A 19,186-nucleotide genomic window follows, 5' to 3' on the forward strand; every position below is an offset into this window, starting at 1 on the left:
TGAGGGTGAAACGATTGAAACACTTGATGGGTGAAGGATGGCATTTGCGTCCTGCCGGTGGTGCAACAGGGGAAGCTTATGTTGCGGAACAGGGCGAACAAAAAATCTTTATAAAGCGAAATTCTTCACCGTTTTTGGCGGTCCTTTCAGCAGAAGGGATTGTTCCAAAGCTTCTTTGGACGAAGCGTCTCGAGAGCGGGGATGTGATTACCGCTCAGCGCTGGGTGAACGGAAGGGAATTAAAGTCCTACGATATGAATTCCCGTCGTATAGGCAGGCTTCTAGGGAAAATTCACCGTTCCAAAGAACTTCTCGATATGTTTAAGCGTTTAGGCAACGAACCTTTAACAGCGAGTCGCTTCCTTGAAGACCTTGAAGATAAGGCGAAGCAGTCCGGGTCGGCTGACCCGGTGGTCAAAGACGCCATCGCCTGGCTCCGTTCCAATATACAGGAAGTAAATGTTGAGGACTATGTGGTTTGTCATTCTGACGTGAACCATAACAATTGGATTGTCAGTGAAGATGACTCTCTGTACCTGATTGACTGGGATGGTGCCAACGTAGCCGATCCTGCTCTTGATTTATCGGCATTATTGTACTTATATGTACCGAGGAACGAGTGGGAGCAGTGGCTGTCATCCTACGGTGCTGAATTAACCAGAGATCTGGAGAAGCGCATGAGCTGGTATATGATTGCTCAGAGCGTCGAAAGCGTGATGTGGCATAAAGATAAAATGCAGGTCGTTGAGTTAAATAAATGGAATACCATGCTTTATGACGTGTTAAATGAAGTGAATGTATAAACAAAGGAAAACCTTGTCATCCCGAAGCCGGGAGACAAGGTTTTTTTACGGGCTCTACATTAGGCGGTCCGGATAAAGAAAGCTGTGTTCCGATGTTTCAATTCCCTGAATCCACTGCTGGATCTCTTCGCTGTTAAGGGCTTCAAGCTGCCCTGTTGTCTGATGCCGGCTGCTGTACTGCTCAATGTTCATAAGAAGGTCACGGATTTCTTCCTGAATTTCTTTGTTCTTCAAAAGGGATTTAGCAAGCCGTTCAATTTGGGCATATTCATCACGGGACCCGTAATGCTCGGTGTCCTGGTTTTTTAAAATGTCTATAAGCAGCTGAAGCTGATGATGATAATTCATTGGCATGATTCACACATCCTTTATGTTGTCTTCTACGCGTTAGGTTGTGTGAAAATCATATTTCTATTCGTATCTAAATCTCCCTGCCTTCGCGCTGTTCGTAGTCAATGGTCACACCGCCGTCCCCGTCTTTCAGCATTTCGAGTTCCTCAATCCAGCGGGTGATATTCATTTCATGAAGTTTGATATGTTCTTTTAAGGTGGAACTGTTTGTTCTTTCATCAATGAAGGCATCCATTTCCACGATGCTGCCCTCGAAGTTTTCATTTACTTCATCATCACGGAGCTCTTTTACATAGGTCTGCATTTTTTCAAAGTCGTTATCTGATGTGTGCTCTCTATTTTTCATGTGAATGAGCATTTTTCTAAGTTTGGTAATCGTTTCGGTTTGTGTCACTGTGCTTCCTCCTCAATTGTAATTATGAAGTACTATTCCTTTTTTCTGAACAATGTAATCATTTACCTGCCAGTGAGGAATAAATGAAAAAATTGTGGTATTGTTATGTATGGTAAAAAGAATGAAATGGAGTGACGATGAACGATGCGTCTTCGAAATAAACCTTGGGCCCCGCAGGAAATAGCGGACAATCCCCACCTTATTATTCCCAATCCCGGTGATTATAAAGGAAAGTGGAATGAGTATTTCAGTAATGATGAACCACTGTACGTAGAGGTGGGAAGCGGAAAAGGACAATTTGTGACAGGGATGGCAGAACAGCACCCTGATATTAATGTGATTGGCATAGAGAAATACGACAGCGTCATTATCAGTGCATTGGAACTCATGCAGGAAGTGAAGCTCCCTAACGTTAAAATGCTCAAAGAGGACGTTAATGAAATTACGGACTTCTTCGGGGAAAATGAAGTAGACCGTCTTTTCATTAACTTCACCGATCCGTGGCCAAAGAACCGCCATGCGAAAAGAAGGCTCACACATGAAGGATTTCTGAAGAAATATGTAGAAATATTGAAGGATGGCGGAGAAGTCCATTTCAAGACAGACAACCGCATCTTGTTTCAATATTCACTTCAAAGCTTTTCGGAATTTGGCTTTGCGTTAAAGAATATCAGCCTGGACCTTCATGAAGACGGCTTGGAAGGCAATGTAATGACGGAGTACGAAGAAAAGTTCTCAAGAAAAGGCCATCCTATTTACCGCCTTGAAGCTGTCTGGAAAAAGTAATCGCTGCCAGGTGCCAGCCGGAACTCCGATTCGCTGAATGACATTTACGCAAGGGGATGAAATGATGGCATTGGAACATCTCGAAGTAGGCAACATTAAGATTACGTGGTTAAACGGAGGCGTCACGCACATGGACGGAGGTGCCATGTTCGGGGTCGTACCGAGACCGCTCTGGGAAAAGAAATACCCTGTAAACGAACGAAATCAGATCGAACTGAGAACCGACCCGATGCTTATACAGTTGGACGGAAAGAATATTCTCGTTGAAGCGGGCATCGGCAACGGGAAGTTCAATGACAAGCAAAAGCGTAACTTCGGAATTGAGCAAGAATCAAAAGTGAAGGAAAATCTGAAGGAACTTGGATTATCCACTGAGGACATCCACATTGTTTTGATGACACACATGCATTTTGATCATGCCTGCGGGGTGTCGGAATGGGCCGGGGAAGACCTGGTCTCTGTGTTCCCTAACGCTGTTTACTATGTGAACGAAACGGAATGGGGAGAGCTGAAGGCTCCGAATATCCGTTCAAAAGCGACGTACTATAAGGAAAACTGGGAGCCGATTGTTTCCCAGGTCCAGACATATAAAGAAGAGGTTGAGCCTGTTCCGGGAGTACGCCTTGTTCACACGGGAGGCCACAGTGACGGTCACAGCATCCTTAAGCTGGAGAGTGAAGGAGAACGAGCCGTTCATATGGCCGATATCATGCCTACACACGCTCACAGAAACCCGTTATGGGTTCTGGCATACGATGATTACCCAATGGACTCTATCGGGGCCAAACAAGCCCATATCGGCGAAGCAATTGAGGGGGATGCCTGGTTCCTGTTTTACCACGACTATAAATACCGTGCGTTAAAGTGGAATGAGGAGAATGTGGTGGAAGAAGCGGTTCTCAGAAACCGGGAAAATGAATAGAGGATTAATGATGGAGCCCTTCAGGGGGCTCTCAGGCTGTCCTGTTAGTAATGGAGATTGTTGATGCGGCCGGAATGTCCTTCGCTTTCCGCGGTGACGCCGGCAAGCCTCCTCGAGCTACGCTCTGTGGGGTCTTGCCTGGCCCCTGCTACCGCAGGAGTCTTCGGACATCCCGGCTCATCACTCTTTTTAATCACACCAAGCGTGTTTGTAAAACAACGATGCATTTTATGAGATAGTAATATTTATAACTTCTTTTAAGAAGCGAGAAATCCAAGCTCCAAAATACATAGGTTTCTCGGAATCCGGGAGCCCTTTAGGGGGTTCTTTTTGTTGTGGTAATTAGTTGGGCCGGACTGGCTTGCGGGCTATTTGAAGGAAAAAAGGGAATGAATACAGGAATTACTGCGATATCTCAAGATTAGCGTGAGTGAAAAAGAAGAGGAAGCCATGTGTGGCTTCCTCTTTAACATTATTGAGCTAAGTCAAGTTCGATTTCTCCGTTTTCTTCAATGGTTAGTGTACCGCCGTAAGCATGGTTACCTTGACCACTCTTTAAGGCAAAAGCATAAAGGTCATAGGCACCTGGTGCTAATTCGCTGCCATCAGCTTTTAGACCATCCCATGTAAATTGAAAGTAACCAGCACTTAGGTTTTCCGTAGTGAATGGAATGTCTACAAGGTTCACTGTATCTTCTTCATATACTTGAAGCTGAAAATACTCAGCTCCACCTGGAAGATAAGCTTCACCGGCGATTGTACCGTCTGGGTTAACACCGAGGAACAAATGTGTTACACGTGGGTAATCCGGTTCCATTACAAACGCGATACTTGGAACTTCAATCACTTCGTCACCATGAGTGAGGGTGATTGTAGCTTCGTAGTATCCTGCTTCAAGAGCGGAAGCGTTAATTTGAACGACCGTATTTACTTTTTGAGTGCGCCCAGGCTGGACGTTCAGGTTGTTGCTTGTGTTTACATTGATGTGATCCTCACCATCGTGGAAAGTAACATCAATTTCATAACTTTTACGCTCGTCAGAAAGGTTTGTTACTTCAAAATGGTTGCGCTCTGTCTGACGTCCGTTATCTTTATCAAATACACCGAACGTGTGAGAACCTGGTGATACAAGTGTTTCAGTTGTAATGGCATCGTAAGGACGGACACTTCCTGCACCTTGTGAGTTGAATGGGTACGGGTTGCCGTCACGATCCAAAACAGGCTCAGCTGTGTTCATGATTGCCGCTTTCACTTGCTGAGGTGTACGCTCAGGAGTTGCTTCAAGAATAAGCGCTGCAACACCGGCAACGTGCGGAGCTGCCATACTGGTTCCTTGCAAGGAAGCGTAATAGCCGAATGCTTCAGGCATTGTACTTATGATCCCTACTCCAGGAGCAGATACGTCAGGCTTGATCATAAAGGTTGGAGCAGCCGGTCCTCTTGAAGAGAAGCCTGCCATTGATTCTGGAACTTCCTGATCAAATTCAATGTCAAATGTAACTGTGTTGTTTCCAGCTTCAAGCTCGGCAAGAAGTTTTTGACCGTCTTCCAGAGTTGTCATGATTGTCGGTACAGCAAGTCCGGGAACTTCCGGCTGAACACCTGCAACGTTGTTGTAGATGATTGCACCTACAGCGCCGTTTTCTTTGGCGTTGGCTGCTTTATCAACAAAAGGATATTCCCCGCGCTGGATAAGAGCAATTTTTCCATCTACATCAACATCATCAAAGTCACCAGGTCCTGCAAGACCGACGTGCACAAATTCAAATTCTTCACCGTCAAGGGAAAGAAGTTCTTCAACAGATGGGTAGCCCATGATTTCAGCAGAAGGATAGCTTACTCCTTCAGAAGTGAAGATGTCTGCATTATATGCATCGTATGGCAGTTGAGTTGCCCCGACACTGATGGCATCACGGGATGTACCAGGAGATCCGACTGTCCAGTTGTTCGGGCCGGAGTTTCCGTTGGCAACAACAGCTACCACGCCTTCTCTCATTGCCCAGTCAAGTGCGATAGAAGTAGCAAAGTCAGCATCATTTAAACTGTTTCCAAGAGAAAGATTCATTACATCAACACCGTCTTGAACAGCTAGCTCAATTGATGCGACAACATCTTGTGTTGTTCCACCGTTTGGTCCGAGTACACGGTAAGAAACTAGATCCGCGTCTGGTGCTACACCTACAATACCTTCACCGTTCGGTCCGCCGTCTGCAGCAACAGTTCCTGCAACGTGTGTACCGTGATATTGTCCCGGTCCTTCATTTGGGTCATCATCATTATCAACAAAGTCATATCCTAAATAGTCACCAAAAGAGCTTTCAAGGTCCGGGTGAGTGTAGTCTACACCTGTATCGATGATGGCTACAGTGATGCCTTCACCTGTCACTCCAAGATCTTCCCAAACTTCAGGAGCACCGATAAATGGTGCACTGTCCATCATGGCCGGGGAGAAAGATTCCTCGTCGATGAGCTCAGGGTCAAACTCATTTGCATAATAGTGGACGTCTTCATAAACGGCTTGTACACCGTCAACTGCTAATAGTGAAGCAATGTCTTCCTGGGCAATCTCAACAGAGAAGCCGGAGAACACTGTGTCATATTCGCGACTTACTTCGCTGTCAGGTGAAATGGAAGCAAGGGCTTCTTTCACCTGCTCGCGGGATTGTTGTAGGTTGCCTTTTGTCTGTCCTTTACCTGTGTGCTTTGCTTCAAGTAAAGATGGCTCGTCCAGTTCAACAATGACAGTAACACTGTCAGAAGAGCTCAGATCGTAGCTGCCGAACAGCTCAGCTGGTTCACTGCCGGACGCGTTGGCCGATCCTTGTGGTGCAAAACTTCCGGCTACGAGCAAAACAGCTAAAACCGAAAGCATGGATTTTGTGAAAAATGATTTCACGTTCAATTCCCCCTATACTAAGATGAATAGTAGGTTATTGAAAAGCGGAGATTAAACACCGACTTTTCTCACCCCTAATTGACAAAATCTTTCGTCTAACTAAAAGTTTACAGGGAAAATATTGTCGAGTCGTCCGACAATAGTAATAAATGTGGGAAAAATCTGAAAATGATTACATGTGAGGTAAAGTTTGGTATATAAGGGATGTGGTTCTTTATGACTATATAAAACTGGGTAAATACTAAAATTTATTTAGTACAATAGTTTTATATACATTAAAAGAGACCGCCGTGGCGGTCTCTCAGGTTAAGTGGTTAATTTTTTGTTACGAGATAGGCTTTATATTCTGTTACGCCGGCTTTTTCAACGTATACACCGAGAACCCACTGGCCATTTGGAAGATTAATTCCGTTTTGGACCGTTCCATCCCAGTTAAATTCATGGATAGGAGCTTCTACATTTTCAAAAGAACCAATCGTATCTACAAAACCACCAATTGTATTTCCGGGTCCGAGAACGTAAATATCATACTCAATCACATCTGCTCCACCTGGAAGGTAGGAACCGACATAGTAGCTTCCGTCAGCTTCTTTACCCATAAATGCGCCGGTAACTCGCGGATAATCAGGCTCTCCTACAAAGAGGATGGAAGGTACTTCAATAACATCTGAACCGTCAGTTAATGTGATTGTGGCTTCGTAATAGCCTGCCTCAAGCCCGCTTGCATTCACTTGAACGTTCATGTTCACCTTTTGTGTTTTACCAGGCTGGACTTGAAGGTTGTTACTTGTGTTTACTTTAATCCCATCAGCCGCAGCTTCATCGTGGAACTCTACATCAATAGAGTAACGTTTACGCTCATCAGATAGATTCGTAATTTCAAAGTGTTGTTTCTCAACTTGGCGGCCGCTTTCTTTTACGAATTTACCGAATGAGTAAGATCCAGGGGAAACGAGTGTTTCAGTCTCGATCGCATCAAGAACGCGGATACTTCCAGCACCCTGGGTATTGTGAGGATAGCTTTTACCTGTAGCAGGATCGATCATGTCTTCTGCAGTGTTCATTAATGCTGCTTTAACATTGTCTACACTCCAGTCAGGATGTGCTTCAAGAATTAACGCTGCAGCACCGGCTACGTGAGGGGCTGACATGCTCGTTCCTTGAAGAGCAGCATATGTCTCTCCAGGGAATGTACTTACAATGTTCACACCAGGTGCAGAAACGTCAGGCTTGATCATCCACGTGAACGTTACGGGACCGCGTGATGAGAAGTCAGCCATTGTTTCGCCGACAGCACCTGCAAACTCGATATCAAAACTAACAGTGACATCATTTACTTTTGCCAACAATGCTTGCCCGTCAGCCTGATTCAGCATAATTGTAGGAACATCCATACCGGGAATAAGCGGCATCGATCCTGCTACGTTATTATAGAGAATAGCACCGACAGCACCGGCTTTTTTGGCTTCTGTTGCTTTATCGACGAAAGGAATTCCTGCCCCTCGGCTGATTAAAGCGATTTTACCTTCTAAATCTTTCCCGGCAAATTCTGCGGGAGAACCAAACCCTACATCAACCAGTTCAAAGTCCTGTCCATTAAGAGCCAGCAGTTCTTCTTCCGAAGGGAATCCTTGTACAGCTGAAGAAGCATAGGATACGCCGTCAGATGAAGTGGTTTCAGCTGTGAAAACTTTGTAAGGCAGCTGAGTAGCCCCTACAGAAATCGCATCACGAGAAGTACCTGGTGATCCTACAGTCCAGTTGTTTGGACCTGCGTTTCCGTTGGAAGTAACTGCAACAACCCCTTCAGCCATAGCCCAGTCAAGTGCGATGGAAGTAGCCCAGTCCGGGTTGTTCAATGTATTTCCCAGTGAAAGGTTCATAATGTCTGCGCCGTCTTGAACAGCGAGTTCAATAGCGGCAACGACATCTGCAGTGGTACCACCGTTAGGACCAAGTACACGGTACCCTATCAGGCTGGCATCAGGTGCAACTCCCTTAATAGCCCCATTTGCAGCCACTGTACCAGCTACGTGAGTTCCGTGGTACTGACCCGGTCCTTCCTGAGGGTCTTCGTCATTGTCAACAAAGTCGTAGCCTTTATAGTCACCAAATGCGTGGGCAAGGTCAGGGTGCGTGTAGTCAACTCCAGTATCAATAATGGCGACCGTTACTCCTTTACCGGTTATTCCAAGGTCTTTCCATGCTTCTTCGGCACCAATAAAAGGTGCACTTTCCATCATGGCTGGAGAAAATGACTCAGAATCAATCAGTTCCGGGTCAAACGCATCCACCTGATACAAAACATCAGGGTAAACGGCTTTTACGCCGTCAACACTTAGTAAACTTCCAATCTCATTTTGCGGAAGCTGTACAGAGAAACCGGAGAATACATAATCATATTCGCGGTTTATTTCACTGTTCGGAGCAGCACTATGTACGTCATCAATTACGTCTTCCCGCACACGTTGCAAGTTTCCTTTAGTCTGTGATTTACCTTTACTTTTTGCTTCAACGATTGATGGCTCATCCAACTCGACAATAACTGTCACTTCATCACTTGAAGAAAGGTCGTAACTTCCAAACAGCTCACCGATCTCAAGTTCACGATCACTGTTTGCAGAACCAAACGGCGCAAAGGTTGAAACAATCAGCAAAACAGCCAGGAACGACATCATCACCCGTGTCAAATTACTCTTCACTTTCATTCCCCCTAAATAGATAGATATACTTGGTCAAAACCGCAGTTTTTCTGTAAAAATATCCTCCTTCCGCAAAATATAGGAAATAATCATTTACCTATAATACTTTCTTCTTAAAAGTGAATTGCTCCTTGTGTCTGAAGAACTAATATTATGAATAATCAGATAATTTAATAAGGTATTTTGTCCTATTTTTTGTAAAATACAAAAAAGACCCCGTTTTTGCACGGGATCTTCTTCTTCATCAGGAGGCTCAGTCATCCTGTCTTTTCAGTTTTAAAATCGTACCGGTTGATGCATCAACAAGAAATTCAAAAGCATGAAGGTGGCCGTCGATTGTACATGAAACGCCGCCCCGGTAGACAGAATACGTAAGGTTATCATTGTGGAACTCTTCTGCCATCATGTGAATCCATGATCCGTCAATAGTTCCGAAATCTTTCATTTTCCGTTTAACTAATTTCAGTGCTCGTTCAGGTGACAGGTTGCAGCTTGTCTGTTCCAGCTGGTCTTTGGCAAACCACGCTACTGCGACGCCGACTCCTACACCTGCAATGAAACGCTTCCAACTCATTTCACTCACCATCCTAAATGGGAATAGTATTTTTAACGTGTGTATTCATAACCAAATTGTGTGCCTGAACTTAGTATAGCGAATGGAGAAAAAAATGCCAAATGATGAAAGGGAAAGAGGAGCAAATTTCTTTATAATTCTTTCGTCCGGCGAAAAAGTGGAAACATTTTAACGATTTCGGTAAACTAGAAGATAGTACATAAGAGTGAAACCTGAAAGGGGATAATTATGAATCAGGAAACGTATCAAATGTTTGAAACACTTACGCAACTTCCAGGGGCACCTGGATTTGAACATCAGGTTCGTAAGTATATGAAGAGCGAGCTTGAAAAGTACAGTGATGAAGTTATTCAGGACGGGCTCGGCGGAGTTTTCGGAGTAAAAAAAGGGGACGAAAACGGGCCTAAAGTGATGGTCGCAGGCCACATGGATGAAGTCGGTTTTATGGTTACCCAGATCACAGACAAAGGTCTTATCCGCTTCCAGACCCTTGGAGGCTGGTGGAGCCAGGTACTTCTGGCCCAGCGCCTGCACATTATTACAGAAAACGGTCCTGTAACAGGGGTTGTAGGATCAATTCCTCCACACCTTCTTGATGAAGCGAAGCGTAAAAAGCCGATGGATATTAAGCATATGTACATTGATATCGGAGCCGATGACCGTGCGGATGCTGAGCGAATCGGGATCAAGCCCGGGCAGCAGATCGTGCCGGTATGTCCGATGGAACGAATGGCAAACGAGAAAAAAATCCTTACGAAAGCATGGGATAACCGTTACGGTTGCGGTCTTGCCATTGAGCTCTTAAAAGAGCTTAAAGATGAAAAGACCCCGAATATCCTTTATTCAGGGGCAACGGTGCAGGAAGAAGTGGGACTTCGCGGTGCCCAGGTAGCTGCGAACATGATCGAACCGGACATTTTCTTCGCAATGGATGCTAGTCCTGCAAACGATGCTTCCGGAGAAAAAGACGCATTCGGCCACCTTGGAAAAGGAGCCCTTCTTCGTATTTTTGACCGTACGATGATCACTCACCGCGGGATGAGAGAGTTTATCCTGGACACTGCAGAATCCAACAACATTCCTTATCAGTTCTTTATTTCCCAAGGAGGAACCGATGCCGGGCGCGTTCACACATCAGGAAGCGGTGTGCCATCTGCGGTTATCGGCATCTGCTCCCGCTACATCCACACGTCTTCTTCCATCGTACACGTGGACGATTACGCAGCGGCAAAAGAGCTGATTACAACCCTTGCAAGAAAAATGGATCGCACAACAGTGGAATCCATTCGTTCCAATTCATAAAACAAATTGTGAGAGCTGTCTCTTAAAAAAGAGACAGCTTCTCTTTATGGAGGCATCGTTATGCACACAGTGGTTGTCGGATCAAAAAATCCGGCCAAAATCAATGCAGTTAGAGAAGTTTTTAAGGACGACTTTGCAGTTACGGGCAAAGAAGCACCGTCTGCCGTTTCAGACCAGCCTGTTTCAGATGAAGAGACAAGGACCGGTGCCATAAACAGAGCGAGGTATTTAGTTGAAAAGGGAGCTGAGATTGGAATCGGCCTTGAAGGCGGCGTTATTGATACGGAAGAAGAAATGCTGCTGTGTAACTGGGGATCCCTGGCTGCAAGGTCAGGAGCGATATATGTAGCCGGTGGTGCACGTATCCCGCTTCCTGAAGAAATCGCGGCTAAAGTCCGCAGCGGTGAAGAACTCGGGAAGGTCATCGACGAGTACTCCAATCAGACGGACGTGAGAAAAGGGGACGGAACGATAGGAATTCTGACCAGGGGGATGGTTTCCCGGTCGGAGATGTTCAGTCATGTGGTGAAGCTTCTTTACGGACAGTATCTTTATGACGAAGCGTCTGTTTGAGGACCTGTGTAAAGGTATGAGGTGTTTTTATTAATATATCTGGTGTGATATTATGATTTCACAAATCTTTCCTCAGAAATAAACTCATTATTAATAGTGTTTCTTCTCACCGGCATTCACTTTTTTCTTTTGGAAGAAAAAATTGGATTTTCGATAGAATTACTTGCTTTTTTGACAGGATAAATTACATTATCGACACAATTAAGCTGGTTTTTGATAGTATACCTGCTCCTTAGTTCATAAATCCGTATTTTTTCCCCGAATTTATTGACAGTACTCTATTTATTTTAAGAATGCCAGATCTGCTTACATTTCATTTCCACCCACCATAAAAAGTCATGAGGCTCACAACGAACCTCATGACTTTTTCATTTATTCCGTGTCAAAAATGTACTGAATCGCCTGAAGTGCCTGATCGACGTTTTCGACAGTCACGTTCGCTTTGTTTGAGAGTTCTTTTAACGGGTGGTGCAGGTCCTTTGGACGAACGATTATAAGCGGTTTGTTTTGAGCGATGGCTGCAGATGCATCCATTGCGCTGTTCCACTGCTTGTACTTTTCACCGAAAAGGGCAATAACAATATCTGATTTTCCCATGAGGACCTGGGTACGCAGGTTGTTGAAGTCTGAAGCCCGATCGTCCTTGTAAATCGCATCAGGCTGCTCCCCGAGAATTTCTTCACCGATATCATCAGACCTTGAGTGGTTTTCCATCGGTCCGACAAAGTTTAATGGAAGCTGAAGGTCTTTTGCTTTGCTCTTTACTTCCTCACGCCAGTTGTCATGAATTTGTCCTGCCAGATAAACGGTTAATTCCATCACAGTCACTCCTCTGATAAGTTAATCAACACCCTCATTTTAACCGCTTACAAGCATTATGCCAAAGGATAAGGAAAACCTTTCTACTGCACAAATTGTCGAAAAAGGGTTGTCAGCTGTTTTTTGTTAGGTATATCATATAAAATGAATCTAAAGTGGGAGGTACAATGTTGTGCTTTTAAAAAAGGGACCAGGGTTGCTTGTGGCAGCGTCTTTACTGTTTGCCTTTGCTGCTTGTTCTGTTTCTGAAGAAGCAGTAATGACCAGCGCAGATGATACATTTGAAGCTAAAATGAAAGCAGACCCTGGGGAAACCAATTACGAAAACGACTATTTATCTATATATAAACCAGGCCATCTTTCAGTTGAAGATGAAGACCTGTACAATCTTGTTCTGAGTGACGATGATACAACCTATTTAATTTTTTCCGGTGATGCTGGCGAGTTTGAAAATGAAGAAGAACTCCTCGAAGCCCAGCGCATTCAAGGGGAGCCTGACTATGTGCAATTGCATCATGAAAACGGCAACCGCGGCTATCTAATCATTCAGGAAATGGATGAAGTGGAATATCAGGTTATCGCCGGATATAATGGTGTAAAAGGGACTGCGATCAGCACCCTCGGAGATGTAAATGAGGATGCAGAATTATTATTTGAAATGGTACAATCTGTGCAAACTAAATAGGAATTCGATAGAATAAGGGGGTGCCTCTTATTCTTTTTTTTATCCATCAAGAACCAGCCCGGTTGTTCAGCAGATACATCTACATAAAAGTAAGAAAGGTGACAGACTATGCGGGACTTTTTGAGGAAAAAAGGCGTTGAGCCTTCTTTCCAGCGATACATTATTGATGCCCTCAGCTATATGGCTCTTGGGTTGTTTTCATCTTTGATTATTGGATTGATCATCCAGACGGCAGGGATTCAGCTGCATATTTCCTGGCTTGAGTCTGTGGGTACAACCGCTATGGGTCTGATGGGACCGGCCATCGGGGTAGCAGTGGCCTATGGATTAAAAGCGCCGAGACTCGTATTGTTTGCGGCGGTAATATCCGGTGCTGCCGGAGCAGAGCTTGGGGGCCCGGCGGGTGCTTTTGCTGCCGCATTGATCTCTACCGAATTCGGCAAGCTTGTATCTGAAGAAACGAAGATCGATATTATTGTGACTCCCTTTGTGACCATTTTGACCGGTGTGGGGGCTGCCACCTTTATCGGTCCAGGCATCCAGACAGGCATGGGGCAGTTCGGACAGCTCGTCATGTGGGCGACTGAACAGCAGCCGTTTTTAATGGGGATTCTTGTGGCTGTTTTAATGGGCCTTGCTTTAACAGCCCCCATATCCAGTGCCGCTATCGCTATCATGCTCGGTCTTGAAGGAATTGCCGCCGGTGCAGCAGCTGTCGGTTGTGCGGCCCAGATGGTTGGCTTTGCCGTGAGCAGCTACAGAGAAAATAAATGGTCGGGCCTTGTAGCTCTCGGCATAGGGACATCGATGCTCCAGATTGCCAATGTGGTGAAAAATCCGTGGATTCTGCTGCCTCCTACCATGACCGCGGCCATTCTCGGTCCGTTGTCGACCGTTGTGTTCCAGATGGAAAATTCCAAAGAAGGTGCCGGCATGGGCACAAGCGGTTTTGTAGGACAGATCATGGCATTTAATACGATGGGATTTACAGCTGAGGTTGCTCTTATGGTTGTTCTCCTGCACATTGCTGGACCTGCTGTTATAAGTATTTTATTATCGGAGTATCTGAGGAACCGAGGCGTTATCCAATTCGGAGATATGAAAATTAACCAATCCTAGGAGGAATTTATATGATTTCCATTCAGACGGTTGACCAATTTGAACAAGTAAAGGAAGAAGACGGGGCAGTGATTATGTTTACGGCAGGCTGGTGCCCGGACTGTGTTGTAATCGAGCCTGAACTGCCGGCGATTGAGGAAAAGTTCTCCGATCTGTCTTTTTATAAAATGGACAGGGATACGTTTATCGAGCAGTGCCAGGAACTTGAAATTTTCGGTATCCCGAGCTTTCTCTTATTTAAAAACGGCCGGGAAGCAGACCGGTTTGTAAGTAAAGACCGTAAAACACGTGAGGAAATCGAGCGGTTTATTGAAGAAGCAATGGAAAAGTAAAGCGAAGCCAGGCTGGGACATAAAAAAAGGGTTTAGCTGAGAATCCGAACAATGCGCTAACATAGCGAAGTATATTTAAGGAGCGATTTAATTACACCGCATATGATGCGTTCGGATTCCCGTTGACTAAAACACTTCTGTCCCAGCCTCTTATATTCAAAAACAGGTTGGTGAGAAAGAAGTACCTGCCCTGTTTAAAGCAGTTCCGATTGCTTTTTATCTCCGGTCCCGCGTGTTAAAATACGTTATAGTCCCGTGAATACAGGAGGATATTATGAAACCTTTAGCAATTAAACGACTGCTCGACGAAAATTTAAAGGACGATCCATTTATTACGTCCTATGATCGAGATAACGAAGCATACAGAGTGGCAGATAAAGAAACGAAAAAAGGGATTACGGTCTCCTTGAATCCTTTAGCTGATAAATTTAAAAAAGACGAGAAAAAAGCACTCGATGAAGTGCTTCATTATATCCGTGAAGGTGTAAACGCCATGAGTACCTCCATTGGTGTTAAAGGCAAAGAGAATCAGATCTTTCCGGTGATTCGTTCTACATCCTTTCCAGAGGAAAGCTCTGAAGGTGTAAAGCTTTTGTCGTCGGAGCACACAGCTGAATCCCGTGTTTACTATGCCTTTGACCTGGGAAAAACATATGTACTTCTAAATGAAGATCACCTTGCTCAGGAACAGCTCACGCAAAAAGAAGTAGAAGAGGCAGCCCTTTTCAATCTGCGTTCCCTTAAAGCACCGATGAAATCCGATACTGTGGCAGGCAACACATTTTATTTTGTAAATACGAACGACGGGTATGATGCCAGCAGAATCTTAAACGAGGCGTTATTAAAAGAAATGGACAAGAAAGCAAAAGGACAGCTGACTGTATCGATTCCTCATCAGGACGTTCTCGTATTCGGGGATATCCAGAATGAACGAGGGTATGATGTCCTTGCCCAAATGGCTTTTTCTTTTTACGCCAAAGGCACATCACCGATTACAGCACTTCCATTTATGTATGAAAACGGCGAGCTGGAGCCTATTTTCATTCTGGCCCAGCGTAAGCCAAAAGAGTAGTGGAGGGAAGCACATATGAAAGCCTATTATAATCTCGATGGAATCGGTGACATTCTGATTCTGAAGCTTAAAGAAACAGAGAAACAGAATGAGACATGGAAACGGATAAACGGAGTGACTTGCTTTTACGATAAAGACTCAAAAGAAGTAACAGGCTACAATGTGTTTGACTTCTCAAGTTACGGTGAAATTTCAGGTAAAGGAGAAGTTACCTTTACAGACGAGATAAAAGAGGCGGTGAACCTTGCACTTAAACAAAACAAGGTTGACGAAAGAATATAGAGCAGCGTAAAAACCGGCATCCAGCGATGCCGGTTTTGGTTTTGCTGGCTGGTAATGATTCGTTTATGACAGTCTGAAAGCTCATTTTCCAATTTTACGGATGCGGATCTGGTTATCTTAACATTCAGCCGTGATATCTTAATATAAAACCGGCATATCTTTTACGCAGAAATTCACACAAATCCGCAATAAACAAACGCCGCGCGGAACGATTACGACGCCAAAGCCAATCCATGATCAGGTAAGTGGATATTACATACTCTTTCATGGATTAGGACTCCGGTATGAGTGCTTTTCTGTTAGAATGAGATTACCTTATGAAATTGGGGTGAAGCCTTTATCTGCTTCTTAGACATACACGACTCAGACATAGATTGAAAAGGTGTGATTAGAATGGGATTTAATTTCCAAAAGTGGATCGGCGAAGTGAAAGGACTCTTTTCAGTAGATGATGAAGGAATTGAGCCGAAGAAGACAACTTCTGAGCCGAAAGGGAAAAGTTCAAAGCCGTCGTTCAGGAAAAATACAAATTCACTCCCCTTGAATAAAGGGGAAGAAGCTAAAATAATACACCAGTATCCTAAGACCGGAGCATTCCGGTTCCCTGTAGTAAAAGATGATGAACCTCTCGGGAAAGATGTACATAACGATCAGTCAGAAAAGAAAAGGCCCTCAACAAAAAGCCGGCGCGTAAGTCATGAGGAAAATCAACAAACGAAAAGTACCGGGAAAAAACCGGTTAAGCGGGAACAAAAAATACAACAGCCCGAACCGGACGCAAAAAGCAAAAAGTTGTTTCAGGGAACAATTTCAAACCATTCAAAAACGCCGGAAGGAAAAACAAAGTTTGGCGGCCGGGACTTCTCGGTAAGACAGATTCCCTCTCCAATATTCGGTTTTGGAGAGCGGGAGGAAGAAACACTTCAAAAGTATCGTGAAGATGTGTTAAATGAGTTTTTGCGTCTGGAAGGCCTTGAGCCAAAGGACACGAGAAAAGAGAGCATTGAAGAAATGGAAAAGGAAACCGGCCTTGATCATGAAACGATTTCTAATGTTCTTACAGAAGCAGAACAAGCAGAAATTATTGACTCAGAAGAGCCGGGCCCAAGGGGAACAAATTCACTTGAGTCAGAAGAAGAGATCATTGAAGAGCCCTCGTTAAAACAACCTGGAGCAACTGAGGAAAATGATGAAGTATATGAAGATAAAATGACCGCAAGTCATTCAGGTGAAGAGCCGGAATCAGCAGAACAGGACACTTCCCGCCTGATAACAGAAGAAGTCGCTGAAAAACCGGAAGAAGACATCCACGAAGGTACCTTCACCACCCCTTCAGAGGACATCGGTCATGATCAATCAGAAGAGCGGGACATGAGGGTAGAGACGCCCGTCACAGTTAATGAAGATAAGGACTTTTCGGCCCCTTCTTCTTCAGCAAGAGCCGTTCAGGCTGAAGCGGATAATCAACCCGTGCTGGATGAGGATGAAGACATACATGAAGAGCCCATGGAGAATACCGACCTTCCTTCTTCAGACGATTTCAGCCGGGAAACAACGGATGATTACACGTCAGAGGCAGCTGCTTCAGTTGAAGTGATAGAACAGAAGCCTATAGAGCAGGCTCCACAAACACAGCGCGCAGTTGCAGAAAAGCCGGCCAGAAAAGAACAACGGACTAACCAGCCTTCTCAAGTTCCATTTAATGTTCTTATGTTTCAACGTGACAGAGTGAAGCACGAGCGAAAAGAGAAGCAGAATCGAGGCAAGGGCGGACTTCCTGAGCTTCATCTTCTTGAAGTACCTCCTAAACGGAGTGAAGAGGACGACCAGGAACTCACGGCACAGTCCACCCTTCTTAACCAGACGCTTGAATATTTCAATGTCCGTGCCAAAGTTGTAAATGTTACACGGGGACCTTCCGTCACCCGTTTTGAAGTCCATCCTGAGCCTGGCGTGAAAGTAAGTAAAATTACAAACCTCCAGGATGACATTAAATTAAGCCTGGCAGCAAAGGATATACGTATGGAAGCACCGATACCCGGGAAGAACACAATCGGCATAGAAGTGCCGAACCGAAAGTCCGATCCGGTATTTTTACGTGATATTTTGAAAAGTCGTTCGTATATTCAAAGTGAGTCCCCTTTAACTGCGGCTCTCGGTGTCGACATCGCCGGGCAGCCGATCGTAACAGATCTGCAGAAAATGCCGCACGGGCTTATCGCGGGTGCTACTGGTTCCGGTAAAAGTGTGTGTGTAAATGCCATACTTCTCAGCCTGTTGTACAAAGCGTCCCCTAAAGAAGTACGCTTTTTGCTGATCGATCCGAAAATGGTGGAGCTCGCTCCTTATAACGGTATTCCTCATCTTGCTGCTCCGGTAATAACGGATTCGAAGGAAGCGACACAGGCCCTGAAATGGGCGGTAGAAGAAATGGAGCGCCGCTATGAGCGCTTTGCAGAAACAGGCTCACGGGATTTAACGCGCTATAATAAAAAAATGAGGGAACAGGGGAAAGAAGGTCAGGTTTTTCCTTACCTCGTCGTTGTAGTAGATGAGCTGGCTGACCTGATGATGGTTTCCCCGCAGGATGTGGAAGAAGCAATCTGCCGGATTGCCCAAAAAGCAAGAGCCTGCGGTATTCACCTTCTTGTGGCTACCCAGCGTCCTTCTGTAGATGTAATCACGGGTCTTATTAAAGCCAACATCCCGACAAGAATTGCGTTCTCTGTATCCGCACAGACTGATTCAAGAACAATACTGGATGCCTCAGGAGCCGAAAAGTTACTTGGAAGAGGAGATATGCTATTCTTAGGGAACGGTGAATCCAAATCCGTTCGTCTCCAGGGAGCCTTTGTATCGGACGATGAGATTGAGCGTGTAACAGAGCATGTGAAGAAAAGTGGTCCGCCACGTTTCTTATTTGAAAGAGAAGAACTTCAGGCACAGGAGGCCCATGATGCTGATGATCCGATGTTTGAAGAGGTGTGCCGGTTTATTATCGATCAGCAGGCAGCATCTTCTTCACTCCTTCAGCGCCGCTTCAGAATGGGATTCAACCGGGCAGCACGGCTGATTGATATGCTTGAAGAGCGGGGAATTATTTCACCATCAAAAGGCAGTAAGCCCCGCGATGTATACCTGACTCATGAAGAGCTGGATGAAAATTTTGTAGAAAAAGGGTAAACTAAGACTACACTCTTTTACTCTTTTTATATACAATAGCTAGTAAATGGAGCTTACCGTTCCATTAAATCCTCTTTACGCACAAGTGAATCTGCACGTTCCGTAGCATGAAGAACAAGCAAAGGTAACAAAAAACTAGTCACAGGAGGGATCGACATGGAGCACCTTCCATTGGTTAACCTAGTTCAATTTGTTTCACCGCATTGGCTTCGCATGTTAAAGGAAGAAGAGCAACTACAGCTGGTCGTCATCCGTGACGGCATCAGTTGCGTAAGTGAAGAGGATTTGATCGAAATTGTAGAAGCTGTCATTAATGAAAAAAGGCAGCATGCAATATACCACTAAGAGGATTGAACTTGCGCCGGGGCAAACCGGCGCAGATTCCCTCTTT

18 protein-coding genes are annotated in these 19,186 nt (G+C 44.9%); 12 read left to right on the forward strand and 6 right to left on the reverse strand.

What is annotated here, in order from left to right; all coding sequences use genetic code 11:
* Positions 1 to 14 precede the first annotated feature (14 nt).
* On the forward strand, positions 15 to 803 hold the full coding sequence (locus tag JSY36_RS11560; protein ID WP_236784805.1) for a phosphotransferase family protein: 789 nt from the start codon (positions 15 to 17) through the stop codon (positions 801 to 803).
* A 54-nt stretch (positions 804 to 857) separates the two neighbouring features.
* Here the strand turns inward: JSY36_RS11560 and JSY36_RS11565 are convergent, their stop codons facing one another.
* The gene (locus tag JSY36_RS11565; RefSeq protein ID WP_205166530.1) at positions 858 to 1,157 is read right to left on the reverse strand and encodes a YtzH-like family protein; all 300 of its coding nucleotides are present in this window, start codon (positions 1,155 to 1,157) and stop codon (positions 858 to 860) included.
* Between the two features lie 67 nt (positions 1,158 to 1,224).
* A complete protein-coding gene (locus JSY36_RS11570; protein ID WP_205166531.1) occupies positions 1,225 to 1,548 on the reverse strand; it encodes a hypothetical protein in 324 nt (107 codons plus the stop codon).
* A 144-nt stretch (positions 1,549 to 1,692) separates the two neighbouring features.
* On the opposite strand from JSY36_RS11570, the gene trmB reads away from it, so the two are divergent.
* Positions 1,693 to 2,334: a tRNA (guanosine(46)-N7)-methyltransferase TrmB gene (gene trmB, locus JSY36_RS11575; protein ID WP_205166532.1), complete on the forward strand. Its 642-nt coding sequence runs from the start codon at positions 1,693 to 1,695 to the stop codon at positions 2,332 to 2,334.
* A 70-nt stretch (positions 2,335 to 2,404) separates the two neighbouring features.
* Entirely contained in the window at positions 2,405 to 3,256 is an 852-nt protein-coding gene (locus JSY36_RS11580; RefSeq protein ID WP_205166670.1) for a YtnP family quorum-quenching lactonase, read from the forward strand.
* Positions 3,257 to 3,728: 472 nt separating this feature from the next.
* Here the strand turns inward: JSY36_RS11580 and JSY36_RS11585 are convergent, their stop codons facing one another.
* From JSY36_RS11585 to JSY36_RS11595, 3 genes are all read right to left on the reverse strand, one after another.
* A complete protein-coding gene (locus JSY36_RS11585) occupies positions 3,729 to 6,152 on the reverse strand; it encodes a S8 family serine peptidase (protein ID WP_336511481.1) in 2,424 nt (807 codons plus the stop codon).
* A gap of 314 nt (positions 6,153 to 6,466) precedes the next feature.
* Positions 6,467 to 8,854, reverse strand: a complete 2,388-nt coding sequence (locus JSY36_RS11590) for a S8 family serine peptidase (RefSeq protein WP_429699425.1) — start codon at positions 8,852 to 8,854, stop codon at positions 6,467 to 6,469.
* Between the two features lie 253 nt (positions 8,855 to 9,107).
* On the reverse strand, positions 9,108 to 9,428 hold the full coding sequence (locus tag JSY36_RS11595) for a PepSY domain-containing protein (RefSeq protein ID WP_122898141.1): 321 nt from the start codon (positions 9,426 to 9,428) through the stop codon (positions 9,108 to 9,110).
* A gap of 228 nt (positions 9,429 to 9,656) precedes the next feature.
* Between JSY36_RS11595 and JSY36_RS11600 the strand changes: the two genes are divergently transcribed.
* Positions 9,657 to 10,730: a M42 family metallopeptidase gene (locus JSY36_RS11600; RefSeq protein ID WP_205166533.1), complete on the forward strand. Its 1,074-nt coding sequence runs from the start codon at positions 9,657 to 9,659 to the stop codon at positions 10,728 to 10,730.
* A 60-nt stretch (positions 10,731 to 10,790) separates the two neighbouring features.
* Positions 10,791 to 11,303, forward strand: coding sequence for a DUF84 family protein (locus tag JSY36_RS11605; protein ID WP_205166534.1), 513 nt, complete (start codon positions 10,791 to 10,793; stop codon positions 11,301 to 11,303).
* Positions 11,304 to 11,675: 372 nt separating this feature from the next.
* On the opposite strand, the gene JSY36_RS11610 is transcribed toward JSY36_RS11605, so the two are convergent.
* On the reverse strand, positions 11,676 to 12,122 hold the full coding sequence (locus tag JSY36_RS11610; protein WP_122898135.1) for a YtoQ family protein: 447 nt from the start codon (positions 12,120 to 12,122) through the stop codon (positions 11,676 to 11,678).
* 172 nt (positions 12,123 to 12,294) lie between these two features.
* Here JSY36_RS11610 and JSY36_RS11615 point away from each other — a divergent pair, with 172 nt between their 5' ends.
* From JSY36_RS11615 to JSY36_RS11645, 7 genes are all read left to right on the forward strand, one after another.
* The gene (locus JSY36_RS11615; protein WP_122898133.1) at positions 12,295 to 12,807 is read left to right on the forward strand and encodes a hypothetical protein; all 513 of its coding nucleotides are present in this window, start codon (positions 12,295 to 12,297) and stop codon (positions 12,805 to 12,807) included.
* 108 nt (positions 12,808 to 12,915) lie between these two features.
* A complete protein-coding gene (locus tag JSY36_RS11620) occupies positions 12,916 to 13,926 on the forward strand; it encodes a PTS sugar transporter subunit IIC (RefSeq protein ID WP_205166535.1) in 1,011 nt (336 codons plus the stop codon).
* Positions 13,927 to 13,937: 11 nt separating this feature from the next.
* Positions 13,938 to 14,258 (forward strand): thioredoxin family protein, encoded by a 321-nt coding sequence (locus JSY36_RS11625; RefSeq protein ID WP_205166536.1) that lies wholly within the window; start codon positions 13,938 to 13,940, stop codon positions 14,256 to 14,258.
* Positions 14,259 to 14,532: 274 nt separating this feature from the next.
* Positions 14,533 to 15,330: a DUF1444 domain-containing protein gene (locus tag JSY36_RS11630; RefSeq protein ID WP_205166537.1), complete on the forward strand. Its 798-nt coding sequence runs from the start codon at positions 14,533 to 14,535 to the stop codon at positions 15,328 to 15,330.
* Between the two features lie 15 nt (positions 15,331 to 15,345).
* Entirely contained in the window at positions 15,346 to 15,612 is a 267-nt protein-coding gene (locus tag JSY36_RS11635; protein WP_122898125.1) for a DUF4479 domain-containing protein, read from the forward strand.
* 393 nt (positions 15,613 to 16,005) lie between these two features.
* A complete protein-coding gene (locus tag JSY36_RS11640) occupies positions 16,006 to 18,795 on the forward strand; it encodes a DNA translocase FtsK (protein WP_205166538.1) in 2,790 nt (929 codons plus the stop codon).
* Between the two features lie 156 nt (positions 18,796 to 18,951).
* On the forward strand, positions 18,952 to 19,140 hold the full coding sequence (locus JSY36_RS11645) for a hypothetical protein (RefSeq protein WP_122898121.1): 189 nt from the start codon (positions 18,952 to 18,954) through the stop codon (positions 19,138 to 19,140).
* Positions 19,141 to 19,186 lie beyond the last annotated feature (46 nt).

Origin of the sequence: Alteribacter salitolerans (assembly GCF_016901055.1) — a bacterium.
In the GTDB taxonomy this organism is placed as follows: Bacteria; Bacillota; Bacilli; order Bacillales; family Salisediminibacteriaceae; genus Alteribacter; species Alteribacter keqinensis.